This window comes from Streptomyces sp. NPDC002884 (genome assembly GCF_040295245.1).
In the GTDB taxonomy this organism is placed as follows: domain Bacteria; phylum Actinomycetota; class Actinomycetes; order Streptomycetales; family Streptomycetaceae; genus Streptomyces.
In genome coordinates, this window is sequence record NZ_JBEOVB010000032.1 from 18516 (window position 1) to 41656 (window position 23141).

Annotated in this window: 17 protein-coding genes; 7 read left to right on the forward strand and 10 right to left on the reverse strand. The window is 72.9% G+C overall.

The genetic code is table 11. The features are described from left to right. Positions 1–11 precede the first annotated feature (11 nt). Genes ABT070_RS37440 through ABT070_RS37460 form a run of 5 tightly spaced genes read right to left on the reverse strand, consistent with a single transcriptional unit; the run spans position 12 to position 5261 of the window. The gene (locus ABT070_RS37440) at positions 12–914 is read right to left on the reverse strand and encodes an STM4011 family radical SAM protein (protein ID WP_351767374.1); all 903 of its coding nucleotides are present in this window, start codon (positions 912–914) and stop codon (positions 12–14) included. 10 nt (positions 915–924) lie between these two features. Beyond that, a complete protein-coding gene (locus ABT070_RS37445; RefSeq protein ID WP_351767375.1) occupies positions 925–2283 on the reverse strand; it encodes an STM4012 family radical SAM protein in 1359 nt (452 codons plus the stop codon). Beyond that, positions 2280–3122 (reverse strand): STM4013/SEN3800 family hydrolase, encoded by an 843-nt coding sequence (locus tag ABT070_RS37450; protein ID WP_351767432.1) that lies wholly within the window; start codon positions 3120–3122, stop codon positions 2280–2282. The genes ABT070_RS37445 and ABT070_RS37450 overlap by 4 nt, the downstream gene beginning before the upstream one ends. Before the next feature lie 7 nt (positions 3123–3129). After that, positions 3130–4290 carry an STM4014 family protein gene (locus tag ABT070_RS37455; RefSeq protein ID WP_351767433.1) on the reverse strand — a complete coding sequence of 387 codons (1161 nt, stop codon included), beginning with the start codon at positions 4288–4290 and terminating at the stop codon, positions 3130–3132. Between the two features lie 11 nt (positions 4291–4301). Then, positions 4302–5261, reverse strand: a complete 960-nt coding sequence (locus ABT070_RS37460) for an STM4015 family protein (RefSeq protein ID WP_351767376.1) — start codon at positions 5259–5261, stop codon at positions 4302–4304. Positions 5262–5461: 200 nt separating this feature from the next. Here ABT070_RS37460 and ABT070_RS37465 point away from each other — a divergent pair, with 200 nt between their 5' ends. Both ABT070_RS37465 and ABT070_RS37470 read left to right on the forward strand, forming a co-directional pair. Next, on the forward strand, positions 5462–5788 hold the full coding sequence (locus ABT070_RS37465) for a DUF8820 family protein (protein ID WP_351767377.1): 327 nt from the start codon (positions 5462–5464) through the stop codon (positions 5786–5788). A gap of 31 nt (positions 5789–5819) precedes the next feature. Continuing rightward, positions 5820–6896 carry a DUF6745 domain-containing protein gene (locus ABT070_RS37470; RefSeq protein ID WP_351767378.1) on the forward strand — a complete coding sequence of 359 codons (1077 nt, stop codon included), beginning with the start codon at positions 5820–5822 and terminating at the stop codon, positions 6894–6896. Between the two features lie 24 nt (positions 6897–6920). Here the strand turns inward: ABT070_RS37470 and ABT070_RS37475 are convergent, their stop codons facing one another. Further along, positions 6921–7643, reverse strand: coding sequence for an FAD binding domain-containing protein (locus ABT070_RS37475; protein WP_351767379.1), 723 nt, complete (start codon positions 7641–7643; stop codon positions 6921–6923). A 198-nt stretch (positions 7644–7841) separates the two neighbouring features. Here ABT070_RS37475 and ABT070_RS37480 point away from each other — a divergent pair, with 198 nt between their 5' ends. Then, complete coding sequence (locus ABT070_RS37480; RefSeq protein ID WP_351767380.1) at positions 7842–8768, forward strand: GNAT family N-acetyltransferase; 927 nt, start codon at positions 7842–7844, stop codon at positions 8766–8768. Between the two features lie 51 nt (positions 8769–8819). Here the strand turns inward: ABT070_RS37480 and ABT070_RS37485 are convergent, their stop codons facing one another. Continuing rightward, positions 8820–9683: a leishmanolysin-related zinc metalloendopeptidase gene (locus tag ABT070_RS37485; protein WP_351767381.1), complete on the reverse strand. Its 864-nt coding sequence runs from the start codon at positions 9681–9683 to the stop codon at positions 8820–8822. Positions 9684–10080: 397 nt separating this feature from the next. On the opposite strand from ABT070_RS37485, the gene ABT070_RS37490 reads away from it, so the two are divergent. Together ABT070_RS37490 and ABT070_RS37495 are read left to right on the forward strand one after the other, a co-directional pair. Beyond that, positions 10081–11934 carry a peroxidase family protein gene (locus ABT070_RS37490; RefSeq protein ID WP_351767382.1) on the forward strand — a complete coding sequence of 618 codons (1854 nt, stop codon included), beginning with the start codon at positions 10081–10083 and terminating at the stop codon, positions 11932–11934. Between the two features lies 1 nt (position 11935). Continuing rightward, entirely contained in the window at positions 11936–13969 is a 2034-nt protein-coding gene (locus tag ABT070_RS37495) for a trypsin-like serine peptidase (protein WP_351767383.1), read from the forward strand. 33 nt (positions 13970–14002) lie between these two features. Here the strand turns inward: ABT070_RS37495 and ABT070_RS37500 are convergent, their stop codons facing one another. After that, positions 14003–15202 carry a M23 family metallopeptidase gene (locus tag ABT070_RS37500; protein ID WP_351767384.1) on the reverse strand — a complete coding sequence of 400 codons (1200 nt, stop codon included), beginning with the start codon at positions 15200–15202 and terminating at the stop codon, positions 14003–14005. 235 nt (positions 15203–15437) lie between these two features. Here ABT070_RS37500 and ABT070_RS37505 point away from each other — a divergent pair, with 235 nt between their 5' ends. After that, positions 15438–16409, forward strand: coding sequence for an STM4015 family protein (locus ABT070_RS37505; RefSeq protein WP_351767385.1), 972 nt, complete (start codon positions 15438–15440; stop codon positions 16407–16409). Between the two features lie 19 nt (positions 16410–16428). On the opposite strand, the gene ABT070_RS37510 is transcribed toward ABT070_RS37505, so the two are convergent. Next, the gene (locus tag ABT070_RS37510) at positions 16429–19803 is read right to left on the reverse strand and encodes a pyruvate carboxylase (RefSeq protein ID WP_351767387.1); all 3375 of its coding nucleotides are present in this window, start codon (positions 19801–19803) and stop codon (positions 16429–16431) included. 130 nt (positions 19804–19933) lie between these two features. Beyond that, the gene (locus ABT070_RS37515) at positions 19934–21715 is read right to left on the reverse strand and encodes an FAD-binding dehydrogenase (protein WP_351767388.1); all 1782 of its coding nucleotides are present in this window, start codon (positions 21713–21715) and stop codon (positions 19934–19936) included. Positions 21716–21944: 229 nt separating this feature from the next. On the opposite strand from ABT070_RS37515, the gene ABT070_RS37520 reads away from it, so the two are divergent. Further along, positions 21945–23096 (forward strand): helix-turn-helix domain-containing protein, encoded by a 1152-nt coding sequence (locus ABT070_RS37520; protein WP_351767389.1) that lies wholly within the window; start codon positions 21945–21947, stop codon positions 23094–23096. Positions 23097–23141 lie beyond the last annotated feature (45 nt).

The following is a 23141-nucleotide window of genomic DNA, read 5'->3' on the forward strand; positions in this document are numbered from 1 at the left end:
CGTCGGTCCCGTCAGTCAGCGGTTTCCGCCCGCATCGCGATCGTCGTGATGCGGGCGGAGCGCTGTGCGGGGGCGGGTGCCGGGATCCGCTCCAGGACCCCGCCCGCGAAGACGTCGTACAGCGGCAGGGTCTCGAGGTGGACATAGCCGATGTGGCAGTCGCAGACGGCGAGTGGGCAGGGGCGGGGGCGCAGGGCGGCGCGGTACGAGCCGTCGTAGAGGTTGCCGAGTTCGGCGGGGACGAAGTGGCAGCGCCGGACGGTGCCCTCGCCGTCGACCGAGATCACCGATTCGCCGGTGCGGCAGGGCAGGCCGGCGCTGGTGTGCGGGTGGCGGCTGTACGGGAAGAGCGGGTCGAGGGCGGTCCACCGGTCGGCCTCGGCGTCCTCGTAGGTGCGGCCCTCGGCGGCGTTGATCCACAGGTAGACGTGCGCGGGCAGGTCGGCGCGCAGCCGCCGGGCGGCGTCGAGGTGCTCGGGCAGTCCGACGACGCCGACGCTGAAGCGGATGCCCCGCTCCGACAGGTCGCGGCACTTGGTGAGGAAGCGGTCGTACGGTGTCTGGCCCGGGTGGTAGGTGCACCACAGGGCCAGCGTGTCGGGGTCGGCCTCGGCGAGCCAGTCGGTGCGGCAGCTGAGGTTGGTCTGGATGGCGACCCGGCGGATGTGCGGGAGGCGGGAGAGGTCGGCGAGGGTGCGCCGGTACCAGGAGCGGACCAGGCCCTCTCCCCAGGGCGTGAAGAGCAGCGAGAGCCGGTCGTCGGTGCGGTCCGCGGCCCACTTCGCGAACCGTTCGAGGGCGGCGCGGTCGGCGCGCAGTTGTTCCGTGCTGTCGCGTCGCTTGGCGAACGGGCAGTAGGGGCAGTCGTAGTCGCAGGAGGCGAGCGGCCCGCGGTAGAGCAGGGTCAGATCCATGGCGGCCGGCTCACTTCCGCTCGTAGGCGGTCATGGCGGCCCGCACCGCCGGGGAGAACAGCTCCGGGCCGATGGCGTCGGAGTGGGCGAGCCCCTCGGGGGTGAGCCTGAGGGTCGTCGGGTCCGTGTCGGTCAGCCAGCCGCGGTCGGCGAAGCGTTCGAGCTCGGGGCCGAAGTCGTCGGCGGGCGTGCCGCCGAAGCGGGCCCGGTAGTCGTCGAGGCGCAGGCCCTCGGCCTGGAGGAGCGACTGGAGGAGGTGGCGGCGGCGCGCCTCGTGGGGGTCCATGGGGTGGCCGACCCCGGCGTGGGCGAAGTCGGACGCCTCGGTGGCGACGTAGTCGTCGATGATGCCCCGGATCTGGTGCATGCCGACGGCGTAGTCGAAGGAGTAGTGCAGTCCTGCCGTGTAGGAGCGGGCGCCGCAGCCGAGGCCGATCATGCCGTCGGTCTGGCAGGCGTAGTCGTCCGTGCCCTGCGGCGGGGCGTCGGTGCGGCGGAACATGCGCATGGACTGCTGGGTGTAGCCGTGCGCGAGGAGGTGGTCGCGGCCCGCGCGGTACAGCCGCAGCCGCTGCTCGTCCCAGGCCGGGTCGGGTCCCGCGGTCCGGCCGGGCCCGCGGCGGTCGAGGCCGGTCAGGGGACGGACGTAGAGCGGGTAGAGGTAGAGCTCCTCGGGCCGCCAGGCCAGGGCCGCGTCCAGGGAGTGCCGCCAGGTCCGCTCGGTCTGGCCGTCGATGCCGTAGATGAGGTCGATGTTGAGGACCGGGATGACGGTGTCGCGGACGCGGGCGAGGGCCGTCTCGACGTCGGCGCGGCGCTGCGGGCGTACGGCGGCCCTGGCCTCGGAGTCGACGAAGCTCTGGACGCCCAGGCTCAGTCGGGTGGCGCCGCGGCCGGCCAGGACGGCGAGGCGGTCGGCGGTGGCCGTGGCGGGCGAGGCCTCCACCGACAGCGGGACCGCGCGGAGGTCGGCGCCCATGCGGTGCTCGGCGATGTCGCAGAGCCGGTCCAGTTCGGCGGCGGTGAGGAAGGTGGGGGTGCCGCCGCCGAAGGCGGCCGTGGCGAAGCGGATCTCGTCCGTGTCCCCCAGCGCCTCCCGTACGGCTCTCGCCTGCCGTTCCAGGGCGTCGAGGTAGGCGCCGGTCAGTCCGTCGGGGGCGCCGATGCGGGTGAAGAGGTTGCAGAAGCCGCAGCGGACCTCGCAGAACGGTATGTGCAGGTAGAGGGAGAGCGTGTCCTTGGGTTCGGCCGCCCAGAGGGCTTTCAGGGACGGGCGGTCGGGCAGTGGACGGTAGGCCGTCTTGTGCGGGTACGCGTAGACGTAGTGCTGGTACGGGCTGGTGCGGGTGACCGGCTCTGCGGTGGTCATCGGCCGGCCTCCGTCGGACGGGTTGACGGGTCACGGGGTGCGGGGTCGAGGAAGAAGTGTGCGTACGGCACCGTCCACACGGACTCGTGGCCGAGGCGGTGGCCGGTGTAGCCGTCGTCGCCGTAGGCGGTGCCGTGGTCGGAACAGACGATCGCGAAGCAGCGGCGCCTGCTGCTCGCGGCGGCGAACAGCCGCCCGATGTGCCGGTCCACGTACTCCAGGGCGGCGGCGTGCGTCTCCCGGCTGTCGCCGGTCTCGCGGGTCGCGCCGGGCAGGTGGAACCAGTTCGGCTGGTGCAGGGCGGACACGTTGACGAAGAGGAACAGCCGCTGCTCGTGCGGCAGTCCGCGTACGACGTCCTCGGCGCGGGCGACCTGGTTCTCGAAGGACTCGGGTGAGGTGACGCCGAACTCCGGTGCCCAGTGGGACTCGTGGAACAGGCCGGGCAGCACCGAGCCCAGCGGGCCCTGCTTGTTGAAGAAGCCCACTCCCCCGATGCACACGGTGTGGTACCCGTCCTCGGCGAGGCCCGCGACGAGGTCGGGGGTGTCGTAGACGTAGGTTCCGCCCGCGGTGGTCTCGCTGCCCGCGAAGCTCGCCGCGAACAGGCGCGGATGCGGTCCGGGGGCGGCCGGGGTCGGCAGGAAGCCCGCGAAGATCGCCTGGTGGGAGGCGTAGGTGAAGCTGCCCGGCGCGTGCCGCTCCTCCCAGCGGCCGCCGGGGAGGTGGCGGGCCAGATGAGGGATGCGGCCCGCGGCCGCCAGCTCGGCGGCGACGTCGTGGCGCAGGGTGTCGAGGGTGACGAGCAGCAGGTCGTGGCTGCCCACCACCTCGTTCATGTCGGGCTCAGGCATGTGGTGTTCCTGTTCTGTACCGGGCGAGGTCGCCCCGGGCGGCGGCCACCTGGGCCGCGTAGGTGTCGAGGCCCTCCGCGCCGCTGCCGGGCAGGCCGGTGAGCCGGGGCAGCAGGTCGCCGAAGGCGTTGACCTCGCCGATCGCGGCCCGGCCCCAGCCGACGGCCGGCAGCAGGTCGACACCGACGCACAGGGTGCGCGGGAAGCAGGCCGCGGCCCGCTCGCACACGTCCAGCAGGTCGCTCCAGCGGGCGCCCGCCGCCTCGACGGCCGCCCGGACCGAGTCCAGGTCGCCCCGACGGCCGCCGAGATGGAGGTTGGTCAGGGGCGAGCGGCTGGTGCGGACCACCGCGTGGGTGGCGCGACCGGCCACGACGACGACCCGGAGGTCGGCGGCCCGGCCGTCCTGGGCGGCCTTCGGCAGCCAGCGCTCGAGGTGCAGTCCGTCCGGGGCGAGCGCGTCGACGACGGCCGCGATGTCCTGCTCGCGCTCGTAGCGGCGCACCCTGAGGGAGTTGTACAGCCGGCCGTCGGCGGCGAGTTCCACGGAGGTGGTGGCCCTGATCCGGCCGCCGCCGCCCGACTCGACGGCGAGGACGCCCGAGGCGGACGATCCGTGCGCGGGTTTCACGAAGAGCCGGGGCATCCGGTGCTCGCGCATCGCCGCGCGTACGTCGTCCCAGCCCCGTACCGGCGCGCCCCGCGGGCCCGAGGTGGGAGAGGCGGGCACCGGGACGCCCGCCGCTTCGAGGACGGCATGGCAGAGCCGCTTGTCGAACAGCACCGCGAGCTCGTCCGGGTCGTCGAGGCGGACGCCGCCGCGCAGGCCGCGTACCGCGGTGGTGAAGCGGGCGTACCAGCGGCCCGAGCCCTCGACCCGCGTCGGGTCGCCGGCACCGCGCAGCAGTCGGTCGACCTCGGGGTTCTCGCCGGGTGAGTCCAGGCGGACGATCTCCTCGGCGGCGAAGTCGGCGCCGCCGTCGCGCAGTACGTCCGCCCACGGCACGACACGCGGGGCCGGCAGGCCGGCCGCGCGTACCGCGTCCTCGAAGAGGGCGACCCGACGGTTCTCCGGGTTGCCGACCACCGCCAGGCGCGGCGCGGACGCGCGCTCCGGGCGCGGCTCGTCGAGGGAGGAGGGACGGTGACCCATGAGTGCTGTGCTCACTCCCCGACGGCGACATAGCGCCACGGCGTGCCGTCGTCGTCCGAGTCCTCCTCGGCGTCGTCGCGGTCGAGGTCCACCTCGACGCCCGCGGTCTCCACGGTCCGCCGGACGCGCTCCTGGAGGGCCTCGCTCAGGTAGTGGTAGTGCAGGTCGAGCTTCTTGAGGTGGGTGAGCGGCTGGCCGCCGAGCAGGGCGGCCGCGCCCTCGTCGGTCAGCACGCCCATGGAGAGGTCCAGCACCTCCAGACGGGCCACCACGGGCGCGGACGCCACGGCCGCGGCCACGGCGTCCTGGATCTCGCTGTTGCGCAGGGCGAGGTGACGCAGGTTCGGCAGCCGGGCGCCGGACAGGATCGGCTCCAGGTCGGCGATCTCGCTGTCGCCGCCGTACTCGGGGGTGCCGAGCCACAGGTCGAGGTGGACCAGCTCGGGCAGGTCGCTGCCGCCGACCCCGCGCACGACCTCCGCGGGCAGTCCGCCCGTCTCGATCACGAGCCTGCGCAGCGCGCGGTGGCTCACCGCGGGGAAGACCAGCCCGGACCCGCCGCGCACGCCGAGCTCCTCCAGCGCGGGGAACGCGGCCAGGACCGGGGTGACATCGGTCTGGTTGATCCAGGAGATCTCGCACTCCTCCCCCACCATGTCGCCGAGGAACACCGCCCGCAGCGCGGGGAAGCGGTCCCGGGCGGCCACCAGCGCCTCGATGACGTCGGAGGCGTCCGTGTCGTACGCCTCCTGCCAGGCGCCGACGATCAGGGCCCGCACGCGGGTGGTGTCGACGGCGGAGCAGAAGCGGGCGAACGCCTTGGTCCAGTCCTCGTCGGCGTCGTAGACGTCGCTGGTGACGCGCCAGGCGAAGGCCTCCGGGTCGGGCAGGTCGTCGGTCCTGCCGCCCGGGCCCGGGAAGGTGTGGGCGGGCAGCCGGTACAGCGCGTTCAGGTGGTCGGTGACGGTCATGCGGCTGCTCCCCGGGGAAAAAAGATGCGCGGTCCGTGATGTGTCCGCAGTTCTACCAACAGGCACTGACAACACCTGTAGGCGGGGCCTCGGTTCGGAGCACCGGCCCGGGACATCGGCGCGGGGCGTTGTCAGTGGTGGTCCGTACCGTCTTCGGCATGAGGCCGGTGCGCGAAGCGTCCGGCGGGAAGGGGAGAGCCATGTACCGGCAGGGAGACGTGCTGATCGTGCCCGTCGCGGAGGCCGCGGTGCCGCCGCACGTGGCGGTCGCGCCGAAGGAACGGCGGGACGCGCGGGGCCGGCTCGTGCTGGCGCTGGGCGAGGTCACCGGGCACGCCCACGCGGTGGTGGGCCCGGGGGATCTGGTGCGGGAGCCCGGGCCGTTCGGTCCGCTGCTGCTGCACCTTCCCCAGGGCGGCCGGGTGGTCCACGAGGAGCACGCGGCGATCGCGTTGCCGAAGGGCTGGTACCGGGTGATCCGGCAGCGGGAGTACGTGCCCGGATCCGTGCGGATCGTCGCGGACTGAGCGGAAGGTGACCGAGGTGACGGAGGGGCGGATGACGACGACGGATCTCGCCGGGGCAGTGCCCGGGGCGGAAGCGGACACGGCGGTGGAGGGGACGTCCTTCGAGGACGTGCGTGGCTGGCGCGCCTGTGCCGCGGCGGCCGTGCCCGCCGACCGCGCGGCCGCCGAGGACGGCGTGCGCCGGGCCTACCGGCAGGCCGGTCTACCGGAACCGGAACGCGTGGTGTGGGCCGCTTCGCCGCGGGCGGCCGTCACGCTGGTCCGGGAGCTGGCGGACAAGGGCGCGGGTGTGCGCGAGGCGGTCCGCAGCGCTCCATGGGCCGGCGAACGGCAGCGGCTCCACACGCGGTTGGGCGCGGCGGGCTGGGCGGCGCACTGGGCGGCGACCGGTGGGCTCCTGTGGGAGCCGACGCAGGCCCTCGTCGACCGGATCCGCGCCGGGGTGCTGGAGGAGCTGGCCGGCGGGGACACGGGGAAGGAGGCCGCGGAGATCCGGCTCGTACTGCTGGACGCCGTGCTCGGTCAGCACGACGCGCCGTGGCTCGCCGCGTTCCCGACGGACCGGGGCCCGCTCGCGGGGCTGGCCGCGGTGAGCCGCCACGCCGGCTGGTGGTGGCCGTTCGCGCGGGTGGCGGTGGTGTGCGAGCGTCCCGTGGCCCTGCACCGCGACGAGGCGGGCCGGCTCGACCACGGGGACGGTCCGGCACTGGCGTACCCCGACGGCTTCGCCCTGCACGCCTGGCGCGGCATGCCGGTCCCGGCCGAGTTCCTCGCCGGACTGCCGGCGCTCACCCCGGACCGGATCAGGTCCGAGGAGAACGCCGAACTGCGCCGGGTGATGCTGGAGTACTACGGCTACGACCGCTATCTAGCGGACTCCGGGGCGCGTCACGTCCACCGCGACGAGACGGGCACCCTGTGGCGCATAGACCTGCCGGACGACGAGCCCGTCGTCATGGTGGAGGTCCTGAACTCCACACCGGAGCCGGACGGGACGCGACGCACCTACTGGCTGCGGGTGCCGCCGGCGACCCGTACGGCGCGGGAGGGGGTCGCCTGGACCTTCGGCCTGGCGGCGGAGGTGTACGCGCCCGAGCGGGAGACGTGAGCCGGAGAGCCGCGCGGCCGGGCCTCAGCCTTCGGCGGCGCGGACCAGTACGTCGGTGATCTGGGAGCGGACCGCGTCCCGGGCGGCGGTGGGGAGGGCGCCCAGGTCGGTGCCCGCCAGGGCGTGCAGGACCTGTTCGAGGTCCGGGTCGTACGGCGTGCTCTCGCTGAACACCTCGTAGCCGTCGCGTACGGCCACCCGCAGGTCACGGGGGGTGTCGCCGTCGGCGTGCACCGCGGCGGCGACGACGAGGGGCGGCGGGCCGCCCGCCTCTCCCGCCAGCTTGCGGTAGCCGCTGACCAGGGGTGCGCGCCAGCGCAGGGCGAGCAGCACGTGACGCTTCACCAGCAGCTCGGTCAGATCGGTGTCGTACACGCTGTCGGCTCCCAGGACGGTGGCCCGGGCGTCGAGGGCCAGGGCCGCCGGGAGCAGACAGCGCAGGGTACTGCCGACGATGTTGCCGCCGACCGTGGCGGCCCGGCGCACCGCGCCCGTGCCCACGCCGGAGGCCGCCCGGTGCAGCGCCTCGGGCACCGTCGCGTCGACCTGGCTGAGCAGCACGGCCCCGCCGAGTTCCTCGGGGCCGACCGTGCCGGCCTCCGGCACGTTGCGCAGCGACACGGCCTGCTCGGGGAAGCCGTCCCGCTGCCAGCCCGCCCACACGAGCGTGGCGCCTCCTATCGGTACCGCTCCCTCGGCCAGACACCGCTGGGCTTCGGATATGGAGGAGGGAAGACGCAACTGCACGACAACCGACCTGCCTTCCCTGGAAGTTCGTGGTGCGTGACACGGTGTCATCGTGTGTCCCCGTGGCACTCACCCGCATGATCAATGGCAGAACGGATTCTGCCCAGGCGCGCGGGGGCGCATACAGGGCTCATGGCTGCACCTTTCGCAACGTGTAATTGCGTTGCGGCCACGCCACGTCCCCCGGACCCTGGCGCCATGTCCTCTCTCCTGCGTCCCGCCGCCCTCGCCGACGCGCCGGCCGTCACCGGTCTGCTCAACGAGATCGACCTCGTCGAGATCGGCCGGCCCGAGACGGACCTGCACACCGTCGAGGCCGATCTGAAGCATCCCGAGACGGATCTGGAGCGGGATTCCTGGCTCGCCTTCGACGGCGACCGGCTGGTCGCCTACGGGCTGCTGTGGGACGAGTCGGGCGGCGAGCGCGTCGACATCGACCACTACGTCCTGCCCGACCGGCAGGAGGCGGGGCAGCTCGTCCTGGCCGCGATGGAGGCCCGGGCGCTGGAGAAGGCACGGGAGAACGGGGCCGGGCGGGCCGTGGTGCATCTGCATCTCAACGCGGCGCCCACGCTCGACCTCGCGCTGCTCCGGGCCCGCGGCTGGTCCGTCGTCCGGCGGTACCACGTGCTGCGCCGGCCCGTGGACCGGGCCGGGGACCGGCCGCCGGCGCCGCCCGCCGGGGTGCGGCTGCGGTCCTGCGCCACCGAGGCGGACCGGGCCCGCGTCCACGAGCTCTACCGGTCCGCCTTCGCCGAGCACTTCGACTTCCAGCCGCGCGGCTACGAGCAGTGGCTGCACGACGTCGACGCGGCGGGGCTCGACTGGTCCCTCGTGTGGATCGCGGGCACGGACGAGTTCGGGGACGCCGGGTTCCTTATGGCCCGCGACGACCGTGCGGCGATGGGGTGGATCCGCAGCATCGGTGTGCTGCGCGAGGCCCGGGGCCGCGGGCTGGCCGGGCTGCTGCTGCGGCACGCCTTCGCGGCCTTCGCCGCCCGGGGCCGGGACACCGTCGGGCTCGGTGTGGACACCTCCAACGCGACCGGCGCGCCCGGGCTGTACGCGCGTCACGGAATGGTCCTGCACTACGCCGTGGACACCTGGGAGGCCGTCCTGCGGTGAGACCGCGCGGCCCCGGTCCGCACCCGGACGGCCTCTTCGGGGGCGGTCCGCCTACGGTGTCGCGGCGGGAAGCCGCGTCGGCACCACCGGAAGCATCATGCCGTCACCGAGTGGCGCCGTGTGCGGCACGAGGGCGCCTTCCCTGGCGATCTGGAGCAGGTTCGGCAGTGTGTAGGGTTCGGCACCGTCGAGGTCGACCTGGTAGCCGAGGTCTCCGAGGCTCGCCGCGGTCATCCGGCTCAGTGGGTTGCCGGCTCCGGAGATGAACGGCGACATGAGTTCGTTGACGAAGACCGCCTCACGCCAGTGGCTGTCCTGCGTACCGGGTCCGCCGAAGTTGGCGACCGGTACGGGGGCAGGGTCCTCCTCGCCGAGGAGCGCGGCGAATTCGGCCGTCGCGAGGGCACCGACGAAGGTGGGGTTCGAGCTGCCGGCGCCCTTGAGGAGGCCGAACGCCGTCCAGAGGGTGCCGATGCCCAGGACGTGTCCCATTTCGTGCGTGATCACGTCGACGAGCGTGCCGTCCGCTTCCATCTGACTGAGATCGGCGGAGTCGAACCTCATCACGCCCTTCGCCGGCAGAAACGCCCCGAACTGCGCGGAGTCGTCGCGGAAGTCGGTGGGACCGGCCATCCCCAGCACACGGCCGGGGCCGTCGATGGTGACCCCTTCGGCCTCGATGAGCAGATCGTCGATGATGTCGCCGCCCACGAGCGCGGTGTCCAGGTCCCCGACGATGACCTTGGCCCAACGGTCGGCCGCCGCGGCGAAGGCGTCCTGCTGATTGGCCGTCAGTCCGCCGAGGAAGCGGATCTCGATGGTGAACGGTGACGATGTGCGGGCTATTTCCCTGGCCCGCTCGAAACTGGCGACCGCTCGATACGTCTGGAAGGTGTTGGTGGCGACCTTGCTCATCACGGTTCTCCTCCATGTCGGCCCGGACGAAGAGTCACCCCTCTTCCCACACTAGGCCGACGGGGTGGGGGGTGCGCGTCGACGCCCTTGCCGATTCCGGGTGATCGAGTTGCCCGCCCTCGAGGGACATCGGACAATTGACGTTATAGCCGTCTTCCGCCGCGGGCCCTCCCGCTCTCCCCCGATGCGGGCACTCCTCCGCGAAGGCGTACGGCGAGGGCGGACGGGCAACCGACGCTCACATCACCCGAGTCGGGCCTGGCGGACATGACCGGCGGTCCGCGACGACTCCTTCGTTTCTCCGCCCCGCCCCCGCCTCTGGCCCCTCGCCTCTCGCCCTCGCCCGTCGTCCGCGCGAGGGCGTGCGCCGTCCACGTGCAGGAACAGGAGCAACGTGATGAGCGAGCGACGACGCGCCGCACGGCGTCCCGCGGCCGGATACCGTACGTCCCTGCCCTGGCGGATCGTCACCGGCGGGGCCCAGTACGTCGACCGGCGCGTCAGCTGGGACAGGCTGCCCGTCCTGCCCGGTCTGCTGACCCTCCTCGGGCTGCGCGTCGGGCTCCGGCAGAGGAATCTCCACGACACCGGCTCCGTGCCCTCGGTCGACCTCCCCGGTGCGGCGCCGCCGTCCGAGAGCCACAAGGTCAACCGGACAGCCGACGGCAGCCACAACGACCTCGGCGAGCCTCGGATGGGCATGGCGGGCACCCGCTTCGGCCGGAACATCCCGCTGGACCGGATCGCCCCGGCCGGACCCGAGGACGTCCTGGCGCGGCCCAACCCCCGCGAAGTCAGCCGCGCGCTGCTCACCCGGGACGGGCTGATTCCGGCGGAGTCGGTCAACTCCCTGGTCGCCGCCTGGCTCCAGTTCATGGTCCGCGACTGGTTCAGCCACGGTACGAGCCCCGTGGAGCGGCCCTGGGAACTCCCCCTCACGGACGACGACCCGTGGCCGGAACAGCCCATGCGGATCATGCGGACACCGGACGACCCGACGCGCGACCCCGCGGCACCGGCCGGCACGCCCGACACCCGCGTGAACGTCTCCTCCCACTGGTGGGACGCCTCGCAGCTCTACGGATCGAACGCGTCCGAGCAACGCCTGATGCGCACCGGCGCGCTGGGCAAGCTGCACCTGTGGGACGACGAGCAGTCCCCGTTCCCCTCGGACCCCTCCCGCGACCCCTCGCGGGTGCCCGGCTTCTGGCTGGGTCTGGCGATGATGCAGCACCTGTTCGCCCGGGAGCACAACGCGATCTGCGACCACCTGCACGGCGCCTACCCGTCCTGGGGCGACGAGGAGTTGTTCCAGCGCGCCCGCCTGGTCAACGCCGCGCTGCTCGCCAAGATCCACACCGTGGAGTGGACCCCGGCCGTGATCAGCCACCCCACCACCGTCACGGCCCTGCGCGCCAACTGGTGGGGCCTCGCGGGCGAACGCGTCCACGATCTCTTCGGCCGGATCAGCGGCAGCGAGGTCCTCAGCGGTATCCCCGGGGGCAGGACGGACCACTACGGCGTCCCGTACTCCCTCACCGAGGAATTCGTCGCCGTCTACCGCATGCACCCGCTGATCCGTGACGAATGGCACCTGCGCTCCGCCGCCGACGACGCCACCCTGCGGCACTGCACCCTCCGTGACATCTCGGGCCCCGGTGCGCTGAAGGTCCTGGAGACCACCGGGACGGCCGATCTGCTCTACAGCTTCGGCACCCTGCATCCCGGACTGGTCACCCTGCACAACTTCCCCCGGTTCCTCCAGGAGTTCGAGCGTCCCGACGGCCGTCTTCAGGACCTCGCCGCCACCGACATCCTGCGCTCCCGTGAACTGGGCGTCCCTCGCTACAACGAGTTCCGGCGCCTGCTGCGGCTGAAGCCGGCGAAGACCTTCGCGGAGCTGACGGACGATCCGCAGTGGGCGGAGCAGATCGAGCGGCTCTACGACGGGGACGTCGAGAAGGTCGATCTCATGGTCGGGCTGTACGCGGAGCGGCTGCCGGCCGGATTCGCCTTCAGCGACACGGCGTTCCGCATCTTCGTCCTGATGGCCTCGCGCCGGCTGAACAGCGATCGCTTCTTCACCGAGTACTACACGCCCGAGGTGTACTCCAAGGCCGGTATGGCCTGGATCGACGACAACAGCATGATCACGGTGCTGCTGCGCCACCACCCGGAGCTGCGGCCGGCGCTCGCGGGCCTGACGAACGCGTTCGTGCCGTGGCGCACCGCCGGAAGGACGGTGGACTGACATGGCTGCGACGGACAGGTCCCGCGGCGAGCGGGAGCGCCAGGTGGCGGCGGCCGCCGCACGGTACGGAGCGGCCGGCGACGAGCGGCGCGCGGTCGAGCGGCAGCAGGACGCGGGCGTCGCCTTCCCCGACTCCGAGGAGGCACTCGCGGCCCGCGCGGCCCGGCTGCTCGAACGGCACGCGGTGTCCCCCGCCATGGTGGTGGAGGCCGTCCGCGCGGAGCCGCTGGCCGCGACCGCGGCGTACGAGCGCATCCTCGGGGTGTCCAAGGAGCTCCAGGCCTGGAGCTTCCTGCCGCGCGGCAGCCGGGCCGCACGTACCGTCGCCCGGATCTCGGTCCGGGAGAACGGCCGTGAACTGCCGCTCGGCACCGGCTTCCTCGTCTCGCCGAGCCTGCTGATGACCAACCATCATGTCCTCACCGACGCGGACGCCTCCCGGCAGTGCTTCGTCGAGTTCGACGCCCAGGTCACCGTCGACAACACCCCTCAGGCACCGACACGGCTGGAGCTCGACCCCGACGCCTTCTTCACGGCGGACGAACGCCTCGACTTCGCGCTGGTGTTCGTCGCCTCCGGCCCGGACGGGCGGCCCCCCGGGGAGACGTTCGGCTGGAACCGGCTCAGCGCCCAGACGGGGAAAGTGGTGATCGGCGAGCCCGTCAACGTCATCGGCCACCCGATGGGCCGCCTGAAGGAGATCGCCGTACGCGACAACATGCTCCAGACGCGTCTCGACGACTTCCTCCACTACATGACGGACACCGAGCCCGGAAACTCCGGATCCCCGGTCTTCAACGACCAGTGGGAGGTCGTCGCGCTCCATCACAGCGGGGTGCCCAGGACGGACGACAAGGGCCGCGTCCTGCGCCGGGACGGGCAGGTCTGGCGCCCCGGGGACGGCGAGGACGCCATCGACTGGGTGGCCAACGAGGGCGTGCGCGTCAGTTCGATCCTGAAGCACCTCGCCGCGCTGCCGCGCACCTCCCCGTCGCCGTCGCCGCTGGACGACCTGGGCACCGAGGCAGGTCTGGCCCAGGGGCGGGCCGCCGCCGCTCCCGCCCCGGCACCCGTCGTCGTCGCCGCGCCGCCGTCGGCTCCCGAGCGGGCCGCCGCGCGGGCGGGCCTGCGGGCCCGGGACGGCGCGTTCGGCGGCGACCGGCACCTGGTCTTCCTGCACGGTCGTTCCCAGGAGGGCAAGGACCCCGAGAAGCTGCGCCGCGCATGGGCGGCCGGGCTCAGCCAGGGACTCGTGCGGGCCGGGCTTCCTCCCGTCGACCCGGCGGACGTCTGGTTCCCCTACTACGGCGACAGGCTGGCGCAGGCCCTCACCGCGCACGAGGCCGTCCCGCGCCTGGTGGAGGCGCCGACCGCCACGGCGGCGGAGGTGGTCGCGCCCTCCGCTCCGTCCGCCCGCGCGGTGTACGAGGAGATCATCGGCGAGGCGGCCGTGAAGTGGAACATGCCCGAGGAGCGGCAACCGGCCACCGAGGGCTTCGGTCCGGGCGACCTCGTCGGCGCCCTCCAGAAGAGGCTGAGCTGGCTGGCCGCCAGGAGCGACCTCGACGCGTGGGCCATCGCCCTGATCTTCCGTGACGTGGCCGCGTACCTCGACGACGCCCGGCCCGTCCGTGACGAGGTCCTGAACTGTGTGCTCGAGGCGGTGCCGGACTCGGGCGAGGTGGTCCTCGTCAGCCACAGCCTGGGCACGGTCGTCGGCCTGGACCTCGCCACACGGCTGCCCCCGGGGGTGAGCGTCGTCCATCTGACCACGGCCGGCAGCCCTCTCGGCCTGGACAGTGTGTACAGCAGGCTCCTCGTGGGCGGGCCCAAGCGTCCCGACACGGTCGCGGACTGGTTCAACGTGTGGTGCCCCGACGACGCGGTCTCCATCGGTTGCCCGCTGGCCGACGACTGGGCGGACGGCCTGACCGACCTCGCCGTCGTCAACGCGCGCGACCGGGCCCACAGCATCGTGGAGTACCTCTCCCACACCGAGGTCGCCCGGTCGGTCGCCGGCCGCCTCGCGCTCTGAACCGGCCGCGGCACCGGCCCTCGTGAGGTGCCGTCAGCCGTTCAGCGCCAGCCAGGGCTGGGGGTCGGCGTAGTAGCCGTCGTAGATCACCTCGAAGTGCAGATGGGGGCCGGTGGACAGGCCGGTGGAGCCGACCCGCCCCAGCGGGGTCCCGGTCTGCACGGTCTGTCCCACGGTGACGCCGATGGCGGACAGGTGGCTGTACGTCGTCTGGAGCCGTTTGCCCTCGATCGTGCCGTGGTCGACGACGACCCGGTTGCCGTAGGCCGTGGTCATGGCGGCGAAGACGACCGTGCCCGCGCGGGCGGCGGAGACCTGGGCGCCCTGCGGTGCGCCGAAGTCCACGCCGGTGTGGAGTTTGGTGACGCCGGTGAGGGGGTGCTGGCGGGAGCCGTAGGGGGAGGTGATGGTGAGGGTGGTGACGGGCGGCGCCAGGATCGCGTCGGCCAGGACCCCACCGCCGCTCGTGTCCTCCCGGTCGAAGGCCTCGTACTTCGCGAACAGGGCCTTGACCTCGCTGAGGTAGGTCTGTGCCGAGGCGGGGACGCCTCCCGCCTTCGTCACGGCGTCCGTGCCGACCGCGTAGGCGGCGAGGGTGAGGTCGACGAGGTCCCCGTTGACGGTGCCGTCGGTTCTGAGTCCGGTGACCTCCTGGGCAAGGGAACAGTCCTGGCGGCCGAGGGCCATGATGGCGTCGGCCGGATCGGCCGGTGAGGAGCGGCCGTTGCCGTCGTCGTCCTTGCCCCAGGTCTTCCAGCCGGCAGCGGTGAAGGCGGCGATGCCCTGCGCGCCGGAGGTGGTGGCGCTGTCGTTGCTCCAGCCGGTGAGCTGCTCGATCTGCGCGGCGAGGGCGGACGCGGTGACGACGGTGCAGGCGTCGGCGGACTTGCGCAGCCAGGGGCCGTAGCTCGCGTCGACACCGGCGGGGGCGTCGTCCTGCGAGGTGCTCCCCCCGGCGCTCCAGTCGTCGGGGAGTCCGCCGGTCAGGGCGAGGAACCCGGCGACCGTGGTGAGGGTGACCAGGCCCGGCAGCACCAGGAGAGTGAAGGGGCCGGGCCCGCGCCGACGGGGGCGCGGGGCGGGTACTTCCGCGGGCGGCGCTTCGGCGACGGAGGCTTCGGCGACTGGGGCTTCGGCGTCGGGAGCTTCGGCGACGGAGGCCCGCGGAGTGGGAACCGCGAAGGTGGTGGCGGCCTCGTGCGGAGGGGTCTCGACAGCGGGCTCGTCGCTCACGCGGCGGACTCCGGACGACGGGTCAACGGCCGCTGCGGGAAAGTGCAGTTGTTCACGGACGGACGCTAGCGGGTGACCCGGCGCACGTCACCGGACGCGAGGGCAGACCCGCTGCCCTCGCGGGCAGCGCCCCGCGCGGGACTGTCGGCGGGAGTTGGTAGAAAGTACGCCGCACGGGCCGGGGCGCGTTCCCGGCCACCGTCCGCTCACGCACCGCTCACGGAGGTACCCGCCCATGACGCTGGCGCACATCTCGGAACTGCACGGCCTGCCGGTGTTCGTCTTCCCCCTGCCCGGGGAGAGCGCCCGGGACCTCCCCGAAGCGGAGTCCGTGGCCTGGAAGCTCGTCCGGCAGGACGGCGACCCGGAGGACTTCGACGCGTGCTGGACCCGGTTCCTGGACACCGTGGACCCCTCGCGGGTGCGCGCCCTGGTCCTCGGGGCGGGCGCCTACGGCAGCGAGCTGGACGTCGGCGACTGCTGCGACGAGGTCGTGGAGCGCCTCGCCGGGGCGGCGGACCGGCTGACCGGCCTGCGGGCGCTCTACCTCGCCGACCTCGAGTTCGAGGAGTGCGAGCTCTCCTGGATCGTCCAGGGCGACGTCAGCCCGTTCCTCGCCGCCTACCCCGGGCTGGAGGAGCTCGCCGTGCGCGGTTCGGGCGGTGGTTTCGGCGGCGGTCCGGGGCTGGAGTTCACGCCGTTGCGCCACGAGGGTCTGCGCGTCCTGCGCTTCGAGAACGGCGGGCTGCCCGCCGAGGTGGTGCACGGGCTCGCCGCCTCGGACCTGCCCGCGCTGGAGCACCTGGACCTGTGGCTGGGCACGGAGTCGTACGGCCGCTCCACCACCGTGGCCGACCTCGCGCCGATCCTGGACGGCTCCGGGCTGCCCGCCCTGCGCCGGCTGGGTCTGCAGAACGGCGACATCCAGGACGAGGTGGCCGCCGCCGTCGCCGCGGCACCCGTGGTGGCCCGGCTGACCGCCCTGCACCTGGGCCGCGGCACCCTGTCCGACACGGGTGCCGCTGCACTGCTGAGCGGTCAGCCGCTGGTGCATCTCCAGGAGCTGGACCTGCACCACCACTATCTGTCCGACGCGATGGCGGAGCGGATACGGCGGTCTCTGGAGCCCTACGGCGTGAAGGTGGACCTGTCGGGCCGGGAGGACGCGGACGGCCCGGACGACCGGTACGTGGCCGCGGGCGAGTGACCGTCCGCGGCCCGTGACCTCAGCCCACCTCGACCAGCAGGTCGCCGCCCTCCACCTGCTGGATCCGGTTGATGGCCAGCCGCGACACCGTGCCCGCCTTCGGAGCCGTGATCGTGGCCTCCATCTTCATGGCCTCGATGGTGGCGATCGTCGCGCCGGCCTCCACCTCGTCGCCCTCGGCGACCGCAAGCGTGACCACGCCCGCGAACGGCGCGGCGACATGCCCGGGGTTGGCGCGGTCGGCCTTCTCGGTCACCGGTACGTCGGAGGCCGCCGCGTTGTCCCGCACCTGGATGGGCCGCAGTTGGCCGTTCAGGGACGACATCACGGTGCGCAGACCGCGCTCGTCGGCCTCACCGACGGCCTGGAGCTCGATCAGGAGCCGGACGCCCGGCTCGAGGTCGACGGCGTACTCCTTGCTCGGCCGCAGACCGTAGAAGAAGTCCTTGCTGTCGAGCACGCTGGTGTCGCCGTAGGCCTGGCGGTGCGTCTCGAAGTCGCGGGTCGGGCCGGGGAAGAGCAGCCGGTTGAGGGTGCTGCGGCGGGACTTCTCCAGGCCCTCGCGGTCCTCGGTGGTCAGGTCCTGGACGGGCTTGGCCTGCCCGCGGCCCTGCAGCGCCTTGCTGCGGAACGGCTCGGGCCAGCCGCCGGGCGGGGTGCCGAGTTCGCCGCGCAGGAAGCCGATGACGGAGTCGGGGATGTCGTAGCGGTCGGGCGACGCCTCGAAGTCGTGCGGGGACACTCCGGCGCCGACCAGGTGCAGGGCGAGGTCGCCGACCACCTTGGAGGACGGGGTGACCTTCACCAGATGGCCGAGGATGCGGTCGGCGGCGGCGTACATCGCCTCGATGTCCTCGAAGCGGTCCCCGAGGCCGAGCGCGACGGCCTGGGTGCGCAGGTTGGAGAGCTGTCCGCCGGGGATCTCGTGGTGGTAGACGCGTCCGGTCGGGGAGGCCAGGCCCGCCTCGAAGGGGGCGTAGATCCTGCGGACGCCCTCCCAGTAAGGCTCCAGGTCGCCGACGGCCTGGAGGTCGAGGCCGGTGGGCCGCTCGGAGTGGTCGGTCGCGGCGACGATCGCCGACAGCGAGGGCTGCGAGGTCGTGCCCGCCATGGAGGCCACGGCGCCGTCGACGGCGTCCGCGCCGGCCTGGATCGCCGCCAGGTAGGTGGCGAGCTGGCCGCCCGCGGTGTCGTGGGTGTGCAGGTGCACCGGCAGGTCGAACTCGCGGCGCAGCGCCGACACGAGCTTCGCGGCGGCCGGGGCCCGCAGCAGGCCCGCCATGTCCTTGACGGCCAGCACATGGGCGCCCGCGTCGACGATCTGCTCGGCCAGCCGGAGGTAGTAGTCGAGGGTGTAGAGCCGCTCGTTCGGGTCGGACAGGTCGGAGGTGTAGCAGAGGGCGACCTCGGCGACGGCCGTCCCCGTCTCCCGTACGGCGTCGATGGCGGGCCGCATCTGGCCGACGTCGTTGAGCGCGTCGAAGATGCGGAAGATGTCGATGCCGGTGGCGGCGGCCTCCTGGACGAAGGCGTCGGTCACCTCGGTCGGGTAGGGCGTGTAGCCGACGGTGTTGCGGCCGCGCAGCAGCATCTGGAGGCAGATGTTGGGGACGGCCTCGCGCAGGGCGGCCAGCCGCTCCCACGGGTCCTCGGCGAGGAAGCGCAGGGCGACGTCGTAGGTGGCGCCGCCCCAGCACTCCAGGGACAGCAGCTCGGGCAGGGTCCGGGCGACCAGCGGGGCCGAGGCGAGGAGGTCCTTGGTGCGGACGCGGGTGGCCAGCAGCGACTGGTGGGCGTCGCGGAAGGTGGTGTCGGTGACGCCGATGGTCGGCGACTCGCGCAGCTGTCGGGCGAAGCCCTCGGGCCCGAGGTGGACCAGGCGCTGACGGGAGCCCGCGGGCGGCTCGGTGTCGGGCACCGGCGGCAGCTTGGTGACCGGGTCGACCAGCTCGGGCCGCTCACCGTGCGGCTTGTTCACCGTGACGTCGGCGAGGTAGGTCAGCAGCTTGGTGCCGCGGTCGGCCGAGGAGCGCGCGGTGAGCAGGTGCGGGCGCTGTTCGATGAACGACGTCGTGACGCGCCCGCCCTGGAAGTCCGGGTCGTCCAGGACGGCCTGGAGGAACGGGATGTTGGTGGACACGCCCCGGATGCGGAACTCGGCCACGGCACGCCGGGCCCGCTTGATCGCGGTCTCGAAGTCCCGGCCCCGGCAGGTCAGTTTGACCAGCATCGAGTCGAAGTGCGCGCTGATCTCCGTACCGGCGTGGGTGGTACCGCCGTCGAGACGGATGCCGGACCCGCCGGGCGAGCGGTAGGCGCTGATGCGGCCGGTGTCGGGGCGGAAGCCGTTGGCGGGGTCCTCGGTGGTGATCCGGCACTGGAGGGCGGCGCCGTGCAGGGTGACCGTGTCCTGGGACAGGCCGAGGTCGGCCAGGGTCTCGCCGGCGGCGATGCGCAGCTGGGCCTGGACGAGGTCGACGTCGGTGACCTCCTCGGTCACCGTGTGCTCGACCTGGATGCGCGGGTTCATCTCGATGAAGACGTGGTTGCCCGCGGGGTCGAGGAGGAACTCGACGGTACCGGCGTTGCGGTAGCCGATCTCGCGGGCGAAGCGCACGGCGTCGGCGCAGATCCGGTCGCGCAGCCCGGGGTCGAGGTTGGGCGCGGGAGCCAGCTCGATCACCTTCTGGTGACGGCGCTGGACCGAACAGTCGCGCTCGAAGAGGTGGATGACGTCGCCCTCGCCGTCGGCGAGGATCTGCACCTCGATGTGGCGCGGGTCGACGACGGCCTTCTCCAGGAAGACGGTCGGGTCGCCGAACGCGGACGCGGCCTCGCGGGACGCCGCCTCGATGGACTCGCGCAGCACGGCCGGGTCCTCGACGCGGCGCATGCCCCGTCCGCCGCCGCCGGCGACCGCCTTGACGAACAGGGGGAAGCCGATCTCCTCGGCGGCCCGGACCAGTTCGTCGATGTCGTTGGAGGGCTCGGACGAGCCGAGGACGGGCACGCCGGCCGCGCGGGCCGCCGCCACCGCGCTCGCCTTGTTCCCCGTCAGTTCGAGGATGCGCGCGTCGGGGCCGACGAACGTGATGCCCGCCTCCTCGCAGGCACGCGCGAGTTCGGGGTTCTCGGAGAGGAACCCGTAGCCCGGGTAGACGGCGTCGGCGCCCGCCCGGCGCGCGGCGCCGACGATCTCCTCGACGGAGAGGTAGGCGCGCACCGGGTGCCCCTGCTCGCCGATCTCGTAGGCCTCGTCGGCCTTCTGCCGGTGGAGTGAGTTGCGGTCCTCGTAGGGGAAGACCGCGACCGTGCGCGCGCCCAGCTCATAGCCGGCGCGAAACGCACGGATCGCGATCTCGCCACGGTTGGCGACCAGCACCTTGCGGAACATCCGGGACCCCTTCAGCCTGGCGGTGACGAGGACCATCGTGTCGGTGCGTGACCGGGTTGGCCATGTGAGTCGGGCCACTCGGCCCATGTCTCGCTCGATCGGACCGTGCCCCACTACATTCGATGCCCGGTCAGGTCGCCGTCGCCGCCGCGGCGGCCCGTCCCGCCTGGCGTCCGGAGAACAGGCAGCCGCCGAGGAACGTGCCCTCCAGGGAGCGGTAGCCGTGGATTCCGCCGCCGCCGAAGCCGGCGACCTCTCCGGCCGCGTACAGACCGGGCACGGGGTTCCCGGCCGCGTTCAGGACCCGGCCGGAGAGGTCGGTCTGGAGACCGCCGAGGGTCTTGCGGGTGAGGACGTTGAGGCGTACGGCGATCAGCGGGCCCGCGCTCGAGTCGAGGATCCGGTGGATGGCGGCCGTCCGGCTGAGTGAGTCGCCGGTGTAGTTGAGGGCGTTGCGGATGCCCATGACCTGGACGTCCTTGGTGTACGCGTTGTCGATCTCCCGGTCCCGGGCCTCGATCTGCCGCTTGAGGTCGGCGAGGTCGATGAGCGAGGTGCCGGTCAGCTTGTTCATGCCGGCGACGAGGTCGGTGAGCGTGGTGGCGACGACGAAGTCCTCGCCCTTGTTCTTGAACTTCTCGATCGGCTCCGGGGTCTGCCAGATCCGGGACAGCAGCTGCCAGACGTTCTTGTTGGTGAGGTCGGGGTTCTGTTCGGAACCGGAGAGCGCGAACTCCTTGGCGATGATCTTCTGGGTCGTGACGAACCAGGAGTAGTCGTAGCCCGAGTCGGTGATGGTCTTGAGGGTGTGCAGGGTGTCGTAGCCGGGGATGTCGGGCGTGTTGAACCGCTTGCCCGTCGCGTCGAACCACATCGAGGACGGGCCGGGGAGGATGCGGATGCCGTGGCCGGGCCAGATCGGGTCGTAGTTGCGCAGGCCCTCGGTGTAGTGCCACATGCGGTCGGGGTTGACGATGCGCCCGCCGGCCTTCTCGGTGATGCCCAGCATGCGGCCGTCGACGTGCGCGGGAACGCCCGTGGCCATGTACTTCGGCGGGGTCCCCAGCCGGGCGGGCCAGTTCTGCCGGACCAGGTCGTGGTTGGCGCCGATGCCGCCCGAGGTGACGACGACGACCGGGGCGCGCAGCTCGAAGTCGCCGACGACCGTGCGGGAGCTGGGCTTGCCGCGGGCCACGCTGCTGGGCTCCAGGACGGCCCCGCGGACGCCGGTGACGACTCCCCCGGTGGTGACGATCTCGTCCACGCGGTGCCGGAACTTGAAGGTCACCTTGTTGTCGGCGACCCCGGCCCGCACCTTCTTCTCGAACGGCTCGACGACCGCCGGCCCGGTGCCCCAGGTGACGTGGAAGCGGGGTACGGAATTGCCGTGTCCGGTGGCGAGACCGCCGCCGCGCTCCGCCCAGCCGACGATCGGGAACCACTGGACGCCGAGCCCGGAGAGCCAGGACCGCTTCTCGCCGGACGCGAACTCGACGTACGCCTTGGCCCACTGGTATGCCCAGTGGTCCTGGCCCTTGGGGTCGTCGACGCCCCGGTCGAAGCCGGCCGTGCCCTGCCAGTCCTGCCAGGCGAGGTCGTAGGTGTCCTTGACGCCCATCAGGCGCTGTTCGTCGGAGTTGACGAAGAACAGTCCGCCGAAGGACCAGAACGCCTGGCCGCCGATGCTCGCCTCGGGTTCCTGGTCGAGGAGGAGCACCTTGCGTCCGGCCGCGACGAGTTCGGCGGTGGCGACGAGTCCGGCGAGTCCGTGGCCGACGACGATCGCGTCGGCGTCCTGCGTGGCGCCGTACGCGGGGAAGGCCTGCGCGGCGAGGGTCGCGCCCGCGAGGACTCCGCCCGCCACGGTCAGGGCGTGGCGGCGGGTGATTCCATCGGCTTCGGGGGTGTCCATGAGCGGCCCTCCTGGAGGCTTCGCGGGGGCGGTACCTGGACCGTGCTCGGGAAAGCCCTGGCCGGTCCATGGGTGGCGTGACTTTGGGGTGTTCCTGCGACAGCTGCGCTGTTACCGTCGGTAGCCCAACAGGAAACCAGGTCGTCACACGGCTCCGGTAGTGCGCGGGCGTCAACGTGAGCGCCGCTCGCTTGTGGCTCGGCGACAGCGTCCGGGCGAAGGGGGGACCATGACCGTCGTCCACGGACCGGAGCCGGTCGCCAGGGTCCTGCGGGACATGGCCGCCGACGTCGATGTGTGCGTCGAACTCGTGCGCGCCGCCCGCAGCCGCTCCCCCGAACTGTCCCGGCTGACCGAGGAGGCGACCCGGTCGCACGTGACGGCGATGCTCCGCGCGGCCGACCCCTGGTTCACCGCGCCGGAGCGGACCGGGTCGGTCGACGATCAGGACTTCACGGCCGCCCTCCTGCTGGGCGCCGACCGTGCCGTGCAGGGCGTGCCGATGACGGTCGTCCTGCGGGGCGTGCAGGCGGCGCTGGCCCGGGCGGCGGAGATCGTGGTGGACCGCTGCCGTTCGGCGGGGGTCTCGGACCGGGCACTGCTGTCGGTCGTCCTGCGGCTCCAGGAGTACGGCGCGGCGATGGAACGGCAGGTCATCCACGGCTACCGCGCCGCCGAGCACGAGTCGCCGCGCACGTCGGGCGCCGTCCGCACCCGGCTGCTGCACCAGGCGCTGCTCGGCGAAGTCCCGCCGCGTGAGGAGGAGTTGGCGCGCGCCGGGGTCCGGGCGGACACCGCCGGGCACTACCACTGCCTGGTCGCCGTCCCCGCGCCCGCGGCCGCGCGGGCGGTGCGCTCGCCGCACACGGTGACCGTGCCGCTCGACGGCCGCACGGCCGGACTGTGCCCGCGGCCGCCGGAGGCCGACGAGGTCGATCCCGAGGCGCTCGTCGTGGTCGCGCCCGCCGCTCCCCTGCCGGAGCTGCCCGCGCTGTACCGGCTGTGCGTGCGCGCCGTGGATCTCGGCCGGCGGCACGGTCTGCACGGGCTGTACGACGTCACGGACTTCGCCGCCCGGATCGCGCTGGCCGAACAGCCCTCGCTGGGTACCCTGCTGAGCCGCCGGCTGCTCGGCTCGCTGGACCCGGCGGACGCCTTCCATCATCAACTCGCCCTCACCGCACTGGCGTTCCTGGACAACGGGCGTCGGCTCGACCAGACCGCGGCGGCGCTGTTCACCCACCCCAACACCGTCCGCTACCGGCTCGGCCGACTGCGGCAGATCACCTCCACGTCCCTCGCGGACGGCGACGGCCCGCTGGCCGCGCTGCATTGGTGGTGGGCCCTCACCGCATGGCTGGAGTCGTCAACACGGCGCTGAGCAGAGGCCCTTGCGGGCCTCTCCGTCATGTTCGACCTGTCGGAC